This window comes from Lyngbya sp. PCC 8106 (assembly GCF_000169095.1).
Lineage (GTDB): Bacteria > Cyanobacteriota > Cyanobacteriia > Cyanobacteriales > Microcoleaceae > Capilliphycus.
On record NZ_AAVU01000010.1, the window covers coordinates 135752 to 151845 of the forward strand.

A 16094-nucleotide genomic window follows, 5' to 3' on the forward strand; every position below is an offset into this window, starting at 1 on the left:
TAGTATTGTAGAAATGAAGACCGAAAAACAAAAAATGCTCTCAGGAGAACTCTATTTAGGGAGTGATCCTGAACTGACAACGGAGCATCAACGAGCCGATGAATTGACTCGCCTGTATAATGCAACACCTGCAACTGAACTCGAACACCGCCAAACGCTAATCCAAAAATTATTCGGTAAAATTGGTTTAAATGCGGTTATTACTCCGCCTTTTTATTGCGATTATGGGAGTAATATATATGCCGGAGATAATCTTTATATGAACTTTGGTTGTGTAATTCTCGATTGTCATACGGTTCATTTAGGAGATAATTTACTTTGCGCTCCCTACGTTCAAATTTATACCGCTCATCATCCCATTGATCCGACAATGCGATTAACGGGAAAAGAACTCGCTACCCCGGTTAAAATTGGGAATAATGTTTGGATTGGGGGTAATGCAATTATTTGTCCGGGGGTAACAATTGGAGATCATACAACGATTGGAGCCGGAAGTGTGGTGACGAAAGATATTCCTGCAAATGTTGTGGCAGTTGGAAATCCTTGTCGAGTGATTCGAGAGTTATCTTAAAACTGTTATTTATCATTATAAATTGTACAATATTTTAAACCAACTTACAAACGTTTGTGCTTGGGGATGTTGCGGGTCTAAAATACATTCCATAATGGCATTATGTGGAGGTCGTCCCGGTGGATTTTGCCATCCTAGCCAGGTGTAAATATAGGCTTTATCACAATGAACATCTTTGTAAACTGCGCCTTTATTCTTTGCTTCTTTCGCAACTTCTTGAGCGTATTTCCAAAGGGGTTCGCTTCCATCGGGAACCAGATAAGCTAAAAATGTCTCTAACATTCCTCGCATTTTGTTATCCGGCATGATCCAAACTCCAAATTTAATCCCATCGGAAGTGTTATGAATCAGTCCGGTTTCAGGAAGATTTTCAGGAAGATCGGGAATACTGGAAAGACAGGAGTTTCTGACACTTTGCCAGCGTCCTAAAGGGTTATCATCAGCATCAACAATCATTCCCAGTGCCACTCGTCCAGACGCTTTAAGTTCCGTAGAAATTAACACAGGATCGATCAGTTGTGTATCACCACCGTAGACATCAATATAAACAACAGGATTGTTTTTTGTTCCCCAATTCACTCCATTTGCTTCTATTAGATAAGGTATCGTTCGTTTATCCTGTTCGCCTTCAACTAAAAGCAAATTTTTGTGTATTTTTTCCATTTTTAACGCACCTCAATTTCCCGTTCCGCAGCCATAACGATTTCTTTTTCGGTAAAGACAACGCTTTTTTCTTTGCCTCGTTCAATGCGATGAATTGTAATTCCATCTTCTGTTGCATCTTCTCGACTGGCAATGCTGGCTAAACTCGTCCAACAATCACTATTATGGGTTGTTGCAAAGACTTGAACATCTAGTTTTTTTGCAGCTTCCCAAATCAGTTTCCACAGATCAGACATCGTAGAATAATGTAATCCGGTATCAATTTCATCGACTAATAAAACTCCTCCTTTGACAGAGGCTAACGCCAGTGAAAGTCCTAACATTCGCCAAATTCCATCTCCTAAACTTCCAATTGGTATCCGTTGTTCTCTGTCAGAAAGGAGTACAACAAAACCACCCCGTGAACTTGAAGATCTGTAGATTTTAGAACTAATAGAAGCAATACGTTCAATTGTAGGTTCAATTGTTTGAAGTGCTTCGTACACCAGTTTCTCTTCAGAAGTTAATACAATATCTTCAAAAAGTTCAATCATCATCTCAATAGATAAAGACGAAGAGGTAATAAATTGTGTTACAGAGTTTATGTTTTTATTAGATAAACGCAATCGATTCATGCGAATATATCGGTCAGACAAACCTCCATTAGAAGATAAAGGCCGCTCCCAATTTTCTGACTCTTGATTTTCGGAATTCCACCGAATATTAAAACCCAGTTTAACCAATTCAACTGAATCATTAGCGGATAAATTTTCATAACTTAACTGCTCATCTGATTCGGAATCAGGTTCTAATTCGGAAGTAGATGGGATTGAATGTATTGAGATAGTAACTTTTTTGTGATCACTTTCATCCAGACTTGAAATTGAAAACTGGCTATCAATATCAATATCATGTCCATGAAAAAGATGACGAATCTCAAGTTCTGTTTCAGTTCTTATGTTATCTCTTGTTAAAGAATATTCTCCTCTTTCAATCATTGTTTTAAATAGAGGCTCAAGATTAGTTCGAGAACACAATAGAAATTGAATTGCTTCTAAAATAGATGTTTTTCCACTATTGTTTTCACCCACCAACAGATTAACTCGACCGAGTGACTGAAGTTCAAAGGACTGAAAACCTCGAAAGTTTTCTATTTTTAGGGTCTTCAACATAATTCTGCCACCTCAAGACTATAGTGAGATTTTAACAAATTAATAGGATAAGCGATCACTCTACTATAATAGAATTTATAATGATCGTCTTTTTTCTCAAAAAATGACTCAAATCAGAAAACGTTAAATAAATTGAGAGAAAGATGCAATTGTAGTCAATATACGTTAACCTATTTGAGAGTCCAAAAATAAAATAAATATTACTCATGTCATCGAATACAACTGCTAATCCTCTCGCTGTCTTTGTTCCTTGGCTGCATATGCACCAACCGCCGATTTGGGTAGGTCAAGGTTCAGATGCAAAACTGATTGGGAATTTAGAAAAAATGCTCAACAGCGAACCTAATTCTGAAGAAAGTTGGAATTCTCGATGGTTTGCTCAAGCTTACAAAAATCCGGCTCGTTATGTAAAAAATCTCAAATCCGAAGGTTTAAATCCTAGAATAATGGTTGATTATTCAGGAGTTTTGTTAGAAGAATTAGCCAAACTTTCAAGTAATGGTCATTTTGCTCATCTCGAAGTAGATGGAGAAATGATGGGGGATGTAATTGGCTTATGGAGAGAAGTTTTAAGCGAACATTCCGAAGCGGTTGAATTTACGGGAACGGCTTATAGTCATTGTTATTTTCCCGCTACTCCTGAACGAGATCACGAAGCCCAAATCATGGAATGGCGGCGAGTTTTTGCAGATTTATTTGGAACAGATGCACTTGCAAAGATTCGGGGATTTTGGCTTCCAGAAATGGGAATGACAGGTGATCCAGCAGAAGCATTGCGATTAATTCGGTTACTCAAAAAATGTGGATATGAGTGGATTATTCTGCCTCATTCTGCTCTAGAATATCCGAGTGATTGGAGTACCCCAGAAGTCGAAAATCGAGTCCATTGGTTAGTCGTGGAATCGGGGGGAGAATCAGAACGAATTCTCTGTGTGGTGCGTGATACCGATATGGGAATTCGCCAACAAAGTGGTCAAAATACTGATGGATGTATTCAAGATATTCGCTATCGAGGAAATACTCTAAAAGAGTCTAAAATTCCGCCTTTAGTTGTCCCGACATCTGATGGTGAAAATGGCAACGTTATGATGTTTGAGTATTTTAGAAATTCTTTTGTTCCGTTATTTCGAGAGTCACAACACTGGCCGGATATTGCCTTTATGACCGTTAGCCAGTATATTGATTCTTACATTGGTCACAATCCCAGTACAGAAGTTCGCCTCAAAGCAACTGGGGGGTCTTGGATTGGTGGACATCAAAGTTGGAATGAAGGAGACTTACGCCAGGGAGTTTTGAAAGCGGTTGAACGCTTGAGTCAAGCCTGTGCTTCTCGCCGACAATCAAGCAATTCATCCCTCTCTGATGAACAAGAGCGAGCGCTATTATTGTGTGAAACCAGTTGTTTTGTGTATTGGGGTTCGGAGTTTTGGGCGCAACAAGCCAATCAGTGTTTAGCCTGGGCGGAAGATTTAATGGGTGAAACGGTTCGTCAATAGCTTGATAGAAAGACAAGAATACCGCTACAATCTGAATTAAGTTTTTCAGATGTTTCTAAATCATGGGGCAGTTCAAAAAAAGATTTTGGCTATTCCGTCTCTGGTCAAGTGATGAAAAATTCATTGACTTCATAGAAGATATTGAGGTCATCATCTCCAAAATTCTGTCTTTGGCGATGGTGGCTTTGATCATCTCGGCGACGGGTCATTTAATGGTTTTCTTATTCAAAGAGTTACTTTTTGATCCAGATCTAATCTTTAAAAATACTCTATTTGAAATTTTTGGATTATTTTTAAATCTGTTAATTGCACTTGAACTTTTAGAGAATATTTCGGCTTATCTTAGAAAACACGTTATTCAAGTCGAATTAGTCATTGTTACTTCTTTAATTGCGGTGGCGCGAAAAATCATTCTCTTTAATCTAGACAAGAAAAGTGGAGTGGATTTAATGGGTTTAGCTTTAGCTTTATTTGCTTTGTCGATTAGTTATTGGATTATTCGTCGGACAAATGCTAATCGTGACAATGATCATTAATCTAATCTTGAAACGATTCAGACTCTTACAAATAAACAGGTTACAGCCAATAAAATCATCAATTATTACGCTATAATATACAATTAAATTTATTTAATGGAGAAATAAAAGTGACATATTTTTTTGAATTTGAAGATGATTTTGTCTCCTCTTTGCGCTGTATTCCGATGATTGTTCGCTATAAACTGGATACCTGTGGAGTGAAATTAAAATTAGCCCATTGGAATCAATTTCCCCAAACTGAACGTCAAATATTAGTCAAACAACCCACGACAACCCCAGAAGAAATCCAAAGTTATCAAAATCTCTTACAACAATTCGCCGATAAATACACCGACATTCCCTTAAAAGACTTACCCATTGAGGAAAATCCAGCGTGGTTAGAGACAAATAACATCCCCGAAACAGTTCAACAAAAAGCTGAAGAAGTCGGCGTTAAACTCACACTTCAACACTGGCAAAATTTAACACCACTTCAGCGATTTGCACTAATTAAACTCAGTCGTCCAAGTCACGAAAATCACAACTTTCTACCCGCAATCAAAGAATTTAATCTCGTTTAATTCCTCAACCTTTACTCAATCAATCCAACCGGAGGTGTAATTTCAACTCGATTTTTGTTTAAATCCACCACAGGAACAATTTCTTTGACAAACGGAATCAAAACAGTTTTGGGTTTCGACTTACGTTTTTTGCGACGAGTGGGAGAAACATCAGCAGAAGATTGATCGGGATCTAAAGGAATTTCTGAAGGTTCTAAAGTCGATGAATAAAGTTCAACTTCTAACAAATCATTTCCCGCCGGAACCAAACTAATCACAACACCAATCACTTCTTTAGTCAGTTGATTAAACACTTCCAAGCCAATCAAATCCACCAAATAAAATTCATTCTCTTCTAAATGAGGGCGATCACTTTTAGATACAAATAACGTGCTATTTCGCAATGCTTCGGCTTGTTCTCGATTTTCAATTCCCTCCAATTCCAGCACATACAGACTTCTTCCCGGAATCTGACGTCCCTCAAGAAGTTCTATCGGTTGGGGTTCAGATTGTCCAGGTTGCAATAGCCAACGTGTCCCCGGTTCCAAAAATCGTTCTGGGAAGTCAGTATTGGGGTTAACCCGAACTTCACCATCTAATCCTTGGGCGGCGACAATTTTACCAATCTCAATCCACTCAGACATGATAAGATTTCTACACTCACAGGCTAAATAAACTGAATGAATCTATGGGAGCAGGTGTTCTACTTTGGAGTTCACGGTCATCAGTAAAAAAGATAAAAGGCTCGATAGCGATCCTGTTATTCCTTTTACGAGTTCGTCAACAAGCTCATCCAACTCCAAATCAGTTTACCTTTGGGGGTTGGATTCTCATTTTATCAATTATATTCTCTCCGAGACTCTCTTTTGCGACTCCAATTTCATTATTGCTGGAACAACGAACCATTCTTCCGGTTGCACAAATTCCCCGCTTGAGCGAACAACAAGAGATCAAAAACTCGATTCAAGCCGAAGTGGATCAAGCTTTTCGTCACAAACTTTCAGTGATTAACTTATTGTTAATTCTGTTGTTAGTGATGCCCACATTAGCGGCTGCGGGGGTTTGGTTTATGTTAGCTCAGTTAAGCCAAAAAACGATTTTAGCTCAACAGGAAATCGACAGTTTAAAAGCGGATGCGTTATCTCAACTAGAAATCATGCTTTCTGAAGCTCAGACACTTTTATCTCATCTTAAAGACCAAAATGCTGAGGTTGATCGCTCGTTAGAGTCTCTGAAAACCCCACCCCATCTTCAACTTCCTCAACCCATTTCTCCTAATAGTCAACAAAATTTAAAACTGGCTCAAGATTACGCGAAACAAGGGGATAAATTTTTTACTCAAGGCTGTTATGATGAAGCCGTTCAAGCTTATGATCGCGCCTTACAACTTGATTCTCAGGGGGTAGAAGTTTGGAATAATCGCGGTGTTGTTTTAACTAAACTTCAACGATATCACGAAGCGATCGCCTCCTATGAGCAAGCTTTACAATTGCGCTCAGAATATGCGGATGCGTGGAATAATCGGGGTGTGGCGTTAGGGAAGTTAAAATATTACGAAGCTGCGGCTTTATCCTATGAACGAGCGATTCGTCTTCGAGAGAATTATGTTGATGCTTGGAATAATCGAGGATTTGCTTTAGCACAACTTCAACGGTATGAAGAAGCGATTGATTCTTATCAAAAAGCGGCTCAATTGAATCCTGAATTTTATTTGATTTGGTATAATCAGGCTCGGTGTTATGGCGTTCAAAATCAAGTAGACTTGGCTCTCGAAAGCTTAGAGCGAGCGATGAGTATCAAACCAACTGTTGTCCGCAATTTAGCCCAGAAAGAAACGGATTTGGAATCTCTTGTTAATGATGAAAGATTTCAACAATTAATCCAAATTCAAAGTTAATTGTTAGTGATTAATAATCTATTGATTGATGATATGATTAAATTGAGTCAGTTATTTGGATTGATCATAACGGTTTCTGTGAGTTTTCAAAATTCAGTTTTAGCTACATCTATTTCTGAGCCTTTGATCAGCACTAACCGTTCCACTCTCACCGAAATTCAAAATGAAGTTTATCCCAGTGTTCGCCGCATTACTCCCTTTGTGAATACTTGGATTGTCATTGCTGTTTTAGTTTCCACTTCAACTGTGACCAGTGTTTTAGTTTTATTTGTAATGTCGATTCAAAAATTTAAACACATTCAGCAAAATATTCAGGGGATGAAACAAGATACTATCTCTCATCTTAATCAAAGCTTATCAGAAGCTCAAGCTGTTGTCAATGACCTGCAATATTCTATTCAAGTTAGCCAAGACAATATTCATAAAATATCATCTCAAACTTTATTATCTTCTCAAACAGAGCAAGATCATACTGAAACTCAGATAAAATAGATGTAAGAAAAATATTCTTTCAATGTTAACTCAAAAAAACTGAAGATTTATGCTGTAAATAATCTAAGATAAAATTAATCGTTTGCGGTTGAACCCATCCTTTCTTAATCGCAATTTCTCCAAAACGTAAATTCGTCTGATGCTGTTCGTTTAAAATCATCTCAATTTGCAGATCATTCAAAAGTTTTGCGGATTTAAGATATTGTCCAATCGGCTGCTGAGGCTGGATTCTGATTTTGATTAAAGAGTCTGCAAAAAAATCTATTGTTTCTTGCTTCAACCATCCATAACTAGCGATAATTTCTCCGATTCTCATATAATTATGGGCGGTTTGCTGAACATCTAATACTTGAATAAGCTGAGATTCTGAAATCAAACCTGCTTTCTTCAAAAGATACCCTAAAGGTAAAGGATTCAGGGGTAATGAAGTATTTAGACTTGGCTTTGTTGTTTTATTTTTAAACATTAACTCTATCCACGAAATTGGAACAACAATCGGCCATAAAATAGTCATTAGTAGCAACATTTTCCAGGAATTTAGGTGAGTGAGAGGAGTCGTAAAATCACGAACAAAGAAACTAAACCAAACTGAGAAACTCGCCAAGCCACCAACACAGTATATCACTAATATGAGATTCATAAAGTTTTGAGTATTTGTTCAGGATAGAAAACCTTTTTGTTAATCTTTGATCTCCATTTCTTCTCAATTACTCTAGATCAATTCTTCTTCTTTTTGACATCAATTGAAGGATTGAGATTAGCACCCTGAGTAGAATTCGAGATAACTCTCGTCTTGATCTAAAAAACTCCCATGTTATTGAGGGTTAACTGGGAGTCAATGTGAAAACCTGAACTTATTTATATACCACAATTACTGTCTTATTGACCCGTTCTAATTCACTCCTCTATCGATACACTCTGGACTTTATTCCCTGTGGATGTTAGTTTCGCAATAGAGGTTGGAATTGTTATCGGCCAACAGAGAGAAGCCAGCACTAAAACAACCCAGGATGTGCGGTCATTAAGAGGAGTGGTCGAGTCATTCAAAAATACGATAAACCACATCCCAAAAGCGGCTAAAGCAATCAAAAAGTAGCAAATTAATACAGTTTCCATAACATACTTGCCCTATCGGCTTTTTAACAACAACAACTTCTTACCCTATCCCCAAGTTTTATTTTAGTTCGTGTGATAGGTTTTCCTATCTTTGTTTCTAATTTAAACTCAAGTTATATGTTTAGACTTATGCTGTCAACATAAAATTTGAGATTAAAATAGGTCTGCTTTTTGATTCTTTAATTAGGCTTTATAGATGAAATAAACCTTCATCTATACAGAGAATAATAGATTATTATTATTTTCTATGCCTAAATAGGTTCTGCTCCCTGATCTCTTTAAAAATCTTTTTCTCTTTGCTCGTTTGGGTAGAAATTACATCAAAAAGTATTGATACAAGTTTCTACTAAACTAGAGATTAGTTTCAACTTCCATTCGTGAACTAACAGCCGCAAAGAGTAGAACGTTTAGAATAAGATTTTACTCTCTATTCTAACTTATCATACAGCATATATAAGTCATCTGTCTTCAGATAGAAACTGTATGAAGCTTTCTCAACTGTCACATTCATCAAACATGGAGAGAGAAGGAAAGGGGAGACTTGCAACCCAAACATCACTCAATAAACTCCGAAATGATGCTGTTGATGTCCATTGTTTCCAGAAATGGCAAGTCTCCATCCTTTAAAATCGGGAAACCTCATGCTAACGGACCTCTAACAATTCGTACTGTTACAGATCTTCACATCACTAGCTTATGATTCCGGAGACTCACCCAATGAGACTTTCGCTAAAAGGGCTTCTCGGGCTTGTTCGCGATCATCAAAGTGAACCTTCTCAGTTCCCAAAATTTGATAATCTTCGTGACCCTTTCCGGCGATCAGCACCCCATCACCCGGTTTCGCCTCAGCAATAGCACGCTGAATGGCATGAGCGCGATCGCACATCACTATCGGTTTGATCTCCAAATCAATACCCGCTAAGATATCCTCTAGAATCCGATTGGGATCTTCGGTGCGAGGATTATCAGAAGTCACCACCACCACATCTGCTAAATCCGCCGCAATTTTGCCCATTTTCGGGCGTTTGGTGCGATCGCGATCTCCTCCACACCCAAATACACAAATCATTCGCCCTGGAATAAACGGACGAGAAGCCTTTAACAAATTCTCCAAACTATCAGGAGTGTGAGCATAATCAACAATCACACTAACATCCTGCTGAGAGCTAATCTGCACTCGTTCCATCCGTCCCGGTACACCCAAAAACTCGGGTAATTTTGCCATCATCGTCGCCAAATCTAAGCCCAGTGACAACCCCGCCCCGATAGCCGCCAGCAAATTCGATAAATTGTATTGACCCACCAAAGGCAACTCAAAAGCCGCTTCACCTTGAGGCGTATGCAAAACTCCTTTGACGCCATTGGGTTCATAACTGAGTTGAGCAGCCCACAAATCCGCCGTAGAATCATTAATACTATAACTCCAAACCCGATCCGCTTCTAAACGTTCAATTAGGCGTTTTCCATAGGAATCATCAGCGTTAATAATCGCTCGACCTTGAAGATACTGGGGACTAAATAGCAACGCTTTCGCCTCAAAATAATCCTCCATCGTCTGGTGATAGTCGAGATGGTCTTGGGTTAAATTCGTAAAAACAGCCACATCAAAGGGACATTCCAACACTCGTCCTTGGTGGAGTGCATGGGAACTGACTTCCATCACGCCATACTGACAACCCGCTTTCACCGCCTCGGCTAACTTTTGTTGAAGTTCCACCGCAAAAGGAGTCGTATAAGCGGCTGTAATCTGCGAACCTAACCAACGAGTATAAAGCGTCCCAAACAAGACTGTTGGTTTGTCTGAGCATTCCAGCAAATATTCAATCAAATGAGTAGTTGTTGTTTTGCCATTGGTTCCCGTAACCCCGACCAGTTTAAGCTGTTGGGCTGGATAACCATAAAAAGCCGCCGCAACTTGGGCGCAAGCGGTTGTCATATTGACGCTGGGAATAACACAAGGAAGTTCTGGGCTTTCAGTTGACGTCTGTGGAGTCTTCTCCGCCGCCTGTTGAGACACTAACGCCGCCACAGCACCATTAGCGATCGCACTCGGCCAAAAATCCCCGCCATCGACTCGGGTTCCCGGCATTCCAATAAATAAATCCCCAGTTTGACACGCATGAGAATTGGTTGCTAACCCTTTAACGTCTTTCTCAAAAGCGGGATGGGGTTTAAACTCAGACAAATCGGCAACTTTTGCGAGTAACTCCTTTAATTTCATCACAACTCCTCACCAATAAATTAGGTTTAACTTTGCTTGACATCCTCCCGACGCCAACACTTTGTTTTTGGCGCGGGATTCCCAAATATCACTATTTGGGTTCCTGTTTCTTAGCACCTGGCTTAACAGATTTACTCTGTTCAGCTCTTACAGTCGCTCCGCAGGCTGACACGGCAAGTCCTGCCGCCAAAATGTTTATACTGGCGTTGAGATCTCGGTCATGGTGAGAGTTACATTTAGGGCAATCCCACTCCCGGATATTCAGCGGCATTTTTTCTGCGATGTATCCACAATTAGAACATCGTTTTGAACTGGGAAACCATCTATCTATTTTGATTAACTCCCGTCCGTACCACTCCGCTTTATAGGTGAGTTGTCGAACAAGTTCTCCCCAGTTTGCATCGCTGATTACTCTGGCGAACCCGTAAGGGTGATTTTTAACCATGTTCTTCACAGCCAAATCCTCAACAACTATCGTTTGATTTTCACGAATTAGTTGGGTGGTTAGCTTATGAGTATGGTCGCGACGAGTATCAGCAATTTTAGCTTGGATACGAGCAACTTTAACTCGGGCTTTCTCTCTATTCTTTGAACCTTTAGTTTTCCGGTTAAAAGACTTTTGAGCGAGTCGGAGTTTTTTATATAGCTGATTAAAATGTTTGGGATTGGAAACTTTAACCCCGTCAGATGTGGTGAACAGACTGGTGATTCCCAGATCGATTCCTATCTGTTTTTTGACAGGCTCTAACTTCTGATTCATTGGATCATCAATCCTCAAAGAAACAAACCATCTCCCACTCGGATCTAATTTGACCGTAATGGTAGATGGTTCGCAATTTTTAGGGAGTTGACGACTCCACCGAATCGGTAAAGGTTCTTTGCACTTTGCAATGTAAACTTGACCCTCTTTAAACTTAAATGCTGACTTCGTAAACTCTGCACTGCCACCATTGCGTTTTTTCTTGAAGTTCGGGTATTTTCCCCGACCCGCAAAGAAGTTGGTAAAAGCAGTTTGCAGATGTCTTAATCCTTGCTGGAGTGGAACACAGCTCACCTCATTTAAGAAGTCTAATTCTTCCTTTTTCTTCCAGTTTGTCAGCATTGAAGAAGTTTGAGAATAGCCAACCCGTTCTTTTTTTTCATACCACGCCTCAGTGCGTGTTGCTAGTGCTTTGTTGTACACTAAACGCACACAACCCAACGTCCTCCTCAACAGGTTCTCCTGTTCAGAAGTCGGGTAAAAGCGGTATCGGTAGGCTTTTTCAGTCATGTTTCACAGTTTATCACAAAAATCGTGAGGTATGGCAGTCGGCATTCCTCCTATCGCCAACTCAGACTTATGGCGTGGGTCTCCTGCCGAAATATAGATGAACCCGATCCTAAGTCTCGACACTTTAGCTGACTCCGCCCTTTTTTCAATACCCTCTTTTTAGAGATACTTCCGTAACATCATATCTAATTGCTGAGGAGTAATCCGGGGAGAAGCGCGAGGTAGAGGTTCTTCACCACACTGATAATCCCGTTGTCTACACAAAACCGGAATATCATACTCATAGGCTTTGAACCAGTCCTCTTGAGTGGTAATATCTCGCACTTCTAGCTCAAATTTACATTCACTTTCAGGATCGGCGAGAATTTGTTCTAATTTTTCTTGTAATCCTTCGCACAAATGACAACCCGGTTTGCTATAAAGAATTAACAGCATTTTACACCCTCATACTCTATTAGGACTCCTGACTCTATCTGTTATGAGTTTACCAGAAATTGTATCACCTATTCGGGATTGATAAGTTTCAAAAAGAGATATCCTTGACCCATTACACAGTCGAGTTCCTGAAGCAGTTCTCTCCGTTCATCGGTTTCGATTCCTTCAGCAATTACATCTCAGTCGAGAGGATAGGCTTTAGTGACAATTTATTGAATAATTTTAACTTTTTGGCTGATTTTTTGAGAATGATTAGAAGTTTTAAATATAATGTTTCTAACAAAATGCTAATCAATGATTTTGAATTTCAAGCAATAGGGGTGACAATTTGTTTCCGCGATCATCATTGAGGGAGCAATAGTTTAACCCAAAATGATCAGTCAGAAAAAGTCTCAGTTCATCTGTTGAACCTCAACCTAGACAATCGTTGAATCAAAAAGATAAAATTGAATTGACCCGATCAACTTCTATTCACGAAGCTATTCTGAGGACAAATCGATGACATCCAACAAATCTCGTATTTTGTTAACACTTTTCGTTTTAGCAATACTTGCAGGTTCAATTACTGTAAATTTCTTGTTATTTAACCTAGCTAAAAAATACTACCTCGAACTCAATCTTACTCGTTTAGATCCCTTGGGTTGGAACCAATATTTCCCAGACTCAAACCCACCCTCAAAAGCAAATTCTCAAGTCCGTTTAGTCTTTTTTGGAGACTCCAGAGCGGCGGATTGGCGATCGCCAGATCTTGAGGAATATGAGTTTATTAATCGGGGAATTGGTTCTCAGACATCGATACAAACAGTTAAACGATTTGAACAACATATTACCCCTCTAAAGCCGGATATAGTGTTAATTCAAGTCGGAGTTAATGATTTAAAAACTATTCCATTATTTCCAATGCGAAAAGAATTAACGATTGCTGACTGTCAAGCTAATATCCAGAAAATTGTAGAAGATTCAAAAGCTTTAGGTGCTATTGTTTTGATCACCACTATTTTTCCAGTTGGGGAAATTCCCCTTGAACGTAAACCATTTTGGTCAGATGATGTGAGTCAGGCGATTGAACAGGTTAATGTTTATATTAACAGTTTGGCGAGTGAAGATGTGATTGTATTTGATGCGTTTTCGGTTCTTGCTGATGAACAAGGCGCTATCAAGCGAAAATATACAAAGGATGAATTACATTTAAACTCGCAAGGATATGAGGTTCTAAACCAAGAGTTAGTGTTGTTGTTAAACTCCCTCAAGCTTTCTACGACTGAGGGTTAATATGAATTATGATTATATAGCGTTTCAATCCCTAATAGGGATTATAGGTTATTTAGAGAATTACTCCCATGGGGATTAGCGCCGCCGCTAAAGTCTTCAAGTTTCAATCCCTAATAGGGATTATAGGTGATTTCGAGTCACTCCAATGGGCATTTCTGCTGCGGCTAAGGTCTTCAAGTTTCAATCCCTAATAGGGATTATAGGTGATTTCGAGAATTTCAACTACTCAAGCTTCTCTGCTGTTGTAGGTTTCAATCCCTAATAGGGATTATAGGTGATTTCGAGTTCTTGACCAAGGCAGGCGAAGCAAAGCTAGTTGAGTTCTAGTTTCAATCCCTAATAGGGATTATAGGTGATTTCGAGGATTTTTCGAGTTCATCCCCAGGGATGCCATTTTATTGTTTCAATCCCTAATAGGGATTATAGGTGATTTCGAGGTTTTAGACGCTGAGATTGATTTTGTGATGTTTTCGTTTCAATCCCTAATAGGGATTATAGGTGATTTCGAGCCGATCAGGGGAATGTAAGGAGGTGATGTCTATTGTTTCAATCCCTAATAGGGATTATAGGTGATTTCGAGCTGGGGAAAAATGGGTGCTGATAGATATTTAATTGTTTCAATCCCTAATAGGGATTATAGGTGATTTCGAGACCTAACAACGATCAACGATGGCGAATTATATAAAGTAGGTTTCAATCCCTAATAGGGATTATAGGTGATTTCGAGTATAATCGGTTTGTGTTCTTAGTTGTCGGTCGTTTCAATCCCTAATAGGGATTATAGGTGATTTCGAGAATGGTTCAACCAACTGTTCGAGACCGTTGAGGATGTTTCAATCCCTAATAGGGATTATAGGTTATTTCGAGTTAAAGCTATTGATCCTAATCGGCAAAGGCATAAACCATTGTTTCAATCCCTAATAGGGATTATAGGTTATTTCGAGCTGTTTTGATATCTAAATAGCTGAATTGCTTTCGTTTCAATCCCTAATAGGGATTATAGGTTATTTCGAGAATTTAGATTCTTTAATCGGATCACAAATCAATAAAGTTTCAATCCCTAATAGGGATTATAGGTTATTTCGAGGAATAAATAGAATGAGCAAACATGACACTTGGGGAAGTTTCAATCCCTAATAGGGATTATAGGTTATTTCGAGCCTGCCCTTCTGTGGGTTCAGCCCTAATGTTATCCGTTTCAATCCCTAATAGGGATTATAGGTTATTTCGAGCGGTTTTATCAGGTTCGGCTTCTGGTTCCAATAGTTTCAATCCCTAATAGGGATTATAGGTTATTTCGAGTTTTCTGTTACAATACCTTTTACAAATTGATAATGTTTCAATCCCTAATAGGGATTATAGGTTATTTCGAGCGTTGAACGCCCCGAACTAGCCGCCGAATGTCTCCGACTGGGTTTCAATCCCTAATAGGGATTATAGGTTATTTCGAGTTTCTACTGCTACTTCTTCAGCGCGGGGTAAAAATGTCTAGTTTCAATCCCTAATAGGGATTATAGGTTATTTCGAGCCGCCAAGATACAGCTATTGATTACAAATTAGAGTTTCAATCCCTAATAGGGATTATAGGTTATTTCGAGAATCGATTGATGCTGAAGTGATGGAAGTCGTGAGTAAAGTTTCAATCCCTAATAGGGATTATAGGTTATTTCGAGCATTTATATTAGCTACGGCGTTGCCGTTGACATGTTTCAATCCCTAATAGGGATTATAGGTGATTTCGAGCGTTCACCCTTAGCTCGTTTGTTTGAAATCTGCTGTTTCAATCCCTAATAGGGATTATAGGTTATTTCGAGTGAAAAATACAAGCACCTGAGCAACATACGGTTGTTTCAATCCCTAATAGGGATTATAGGTGATTTCGAGATTAAATGCGCCCCTGATTTCCAGTCAGAGACGTTTCAATCCCTAATAGGGATTATAGGTGATTTCGAGCGGTCTAGTTTCAATTAAAGGATTAATTGACAATGTTTCAATCCCTAATAGGGATTATAGGTGATTTCGAGTATCTAGAGTTGCACGGAGAGAAACCATCACCGGAAGTCTACCGAGAATTGTTTCAATCCCTAATAGGGATTATAGGTGATTTCGAGCAAGCATGGTTGAAATGAAATCTGAGCAGTATAAAGTTTCAATCCCTAATAGGGATTATAGGTGATTTCGAGGAATTCCGAACTTTTTAGTTTAAATTTAAGAAGTTTCAATCCCTAATAGGGATTATAGGTGATTTCGAGCCATCCTCACCGTGCTTGATTTTCCAATTGGTGGTTTCAATCCCTAATAGGGATTATAGGTGATTTCGAGAGGTGCAGTTAGGGTATAATCTTCAGTAATCTTGGTTTCAATCCCTAATAGGGATTATAGGTGATTTCGAGCGGTTACTGGTTTTGGTGATTCTTTCCGGTCGTTGGCTT

The 16094-nt window shown here is 39.1% G+C and carries 15 protein-coding genes and 1 CRISPR repeat array (1 of these 16 cut by a window edge); of the genes, 7 read left to right on the forward strand and 8 right to left on the reverse strand.

All coding sequences use genetic code 11. The features are described from left to right. The first annotated feature begins 13 nt into the window (after nucleotides 1–13). On the forward strand, nucleotides 14–571 hold the full coding sequence (locus L8106_RS09250) for a sugar O-acetyltransferase (protein WP_009784001.1): 558 nt from the start codon (nucleotides 14–16) through the stop codon (nucleotides 569–571). Nucleotides 572–586: 15 nt separating this feature from the next. On the opposite strand, the gene L8106_RS09255 is transcribed toward L8106_RS09250, so the two are convergent. Next, nucleotides 587–1234 carry a DUF3226 domain-containing protein gene (locus L8106_RS09255; protein ID WP_009784002.1) on the reverse strand — a complete coding sequence of 216 codons (648 nt, stop codon included), beginning with the start codon at nucleotides 1232–1234 and terminating at the stop codon, nucleotides 587–589. Nucleotides 1235–1236: 2 nt separating this feature from the next. After that, complete coding sequence (locus L8106_RS09260) at nucleotides 1237–2385, reverse strand: ATP/GTP-binding protein (RefSeq protein WP_009784003.1); 1149 nt, start codon at nucleotides 2383–2385, stop codon at nucleotides 1237–1239. Between the two features lie 206 nt (nucleotides 2386–2591). Here L8106_RS09260 and L8106_RS09265 point away from each other — a divergent pair, with 206 nt between their 5' ends. From L8106_RS09265 to L8106_RS09275, 3 genes are all read left to right on the forward strand, one after another. Beyond that, the gene (locus L8106_RS09265; RefSeq protein ID WP_009784004.1) at nucleotides 2592–3881 is read left to right on the forward strand and encodes a glycoside hydrolase; all 1290 of its coding nucleotides are present in this window, start codon (nucleotides 2592–2594) and stop codon (nucleotides 3879–3881) included. A gap of 62 nt (nucleotides 3882–3943) precedes the next feature. After that, nucleotides 3944–4417, forward strand: coding sequence for a phosphate-starvation-inducible PsiE family protein (locus L8106_RS09270; RefSeq protein WP_009784005.1), 474 nt, complete (start codon nucleotides 3944–3946; stop codon nucleotides 4415–4417). A gap of 110 nt (nucleotides 4418–4527) precedes the next feature. Next, nucleotides 4528–4980, forward strand: a complete 453-nt coding sequence (locus L8106_RS09275) for a nitrate reductase associated protein (protein WP_009784006.1) — start codon at nucleotides 4528–4530, stop codon at nucleotides 4978–4980. Nucleotides 4981–4991: 11 nt separating this feature from the next. Here the strand turns inward: L8106_RS09275 and rimM are convergent, their stop codons facing one another. Beyond that, nucleotides 4992–5603, reverse strand: a complete 612-nt coding sequence (rimM, locus tag L8106_RS09280; RefSeq protein WP_009784007.1) for a ribosome maturation factor RimM — start codon at nucleotides 5601–5603, stop codon at nucleotides 4992–4994. 44 nt (nucleotides 5604–5647) lie between these two features. Between rimM and L8106_RS29495 the strand changes: the two genes are divergently transcribed. Continuing rightward, the gene (locus tag L8106_RS29495; RefSeq protein ID WP_009784008.1) at nucleotides 5648–6856 is read left to right on the forward strand and encodes a tetratricopeptide repeat protein; all 1209 of its coding nucleotides are present in this window, start codon (nucleotides 5648–5650) and stop codon (nucleotides 6854–6856) included. 6 nt (nucleotides 6857–6862) lie between these two features. Next, nucleotides 6863–7348 carry a hypothetical protein gene (locus tag L8106_RS09290; protein WP_156803625.1) on the forward strand — a complete coding sequence of 162 codons (486 nt, stop codon included), beginning with the start codon at nucleotides 6863–6865 and terminating at the stop codon, nucleotides 7346–7348. A gap of 25 nt (nucleotides 7349–7373) precedes the next feature. Here the strand turns inward: L8106_RS09290 and L8106_RS09295 are convergent, their stop codons facing one another. From L8106_RS09295 to L8106_RS09315, 5 genes are all read right to left on the reverse strand, one after another. Next, entirely contained in the window at nucleotides 7374–7988 is a 615-nt protein-coding gene (locus L8106_RS09295) for a hypothetical protein (protein ID WP_156803626.1), read from the reverse strand. A gap of 257 nt (nucleotides 7989–8245) precedes the next feature. Further along, nucleotides 8246–8464, reverse strand: coding sequence for a hypothetical protein (locus L8106_RS09300; protein ID WP_050779096.1), 219 nt, complete (start codon nucleotides 8462–8464; stop codon nucleotides 8246–8248). Between the two features lie 694 nt (nucleotides 8465–9158). Continuing rightward, nucleotides 9159–10685, reverse strand: a complete 1527-nt coding sequence (locus L8106_RS09305; RefSeq protein WP_009784011.1) for a UDP-N-acetylmuramoyl-L-alanyl-D-glutamate--2,6-diaminopimelate ligase — start codon at nucleotides 10683–10685, stop codon at nucleotides 9159–9161. 91 nt (nucleotides 10686–10776) lie between these two features. Beyond that, nucleotides 10777–11955 (reverse strand): RNA-guided endonuclease TnpB family protein, encoded by a 1179-nt coding sequence (locus L8106_RS09310; RefSeq protein WP_039895830.1) that lies wholly within the window; start codon nucleotides 11953–11955, stop codon nucleotides 10777–10779. Between the two features lie 159 nt (nucleotides 11956–12114). Continuing rightward, nucleotides 12115–12390, reverse strand: coding sequence for a glutaredoxin family protein (locus L8106_RS09315; RefSeq protein ID WP_009784013.1), 276 nt, complete (start codon nucleotides 12388–12390; stop codon nucleotides 12115–12117). Between the two features lie 498 nt (nucleotides 12391–12888). Between L8106_RS09315 and L8106_RS09325 the strand changes: the two genes are divergently transcribed. Continuing rightward, on the forward strand, nucleotides 12889–13662 hold the full coding sequence (locus L8106_RS09325) for a GDSL-type esterase/lipase family protein (protein WP_009784014.1): 774 nt from the start codon (nucleotides 12889–12891) through the stop codon (nucleotides 13660–13662). Between the two features lie 21 nt (nucleotides 13663–13683). Continuing rightward, a CRISPR array of direct repeats spans nucleotides 13684–16094; the repeat unit is 37 nt; unit sequence GTTTCAATCCCTAATAGGGATTATAGGTGATTTCGAG; it runs 1211 nt beyond the window's last position.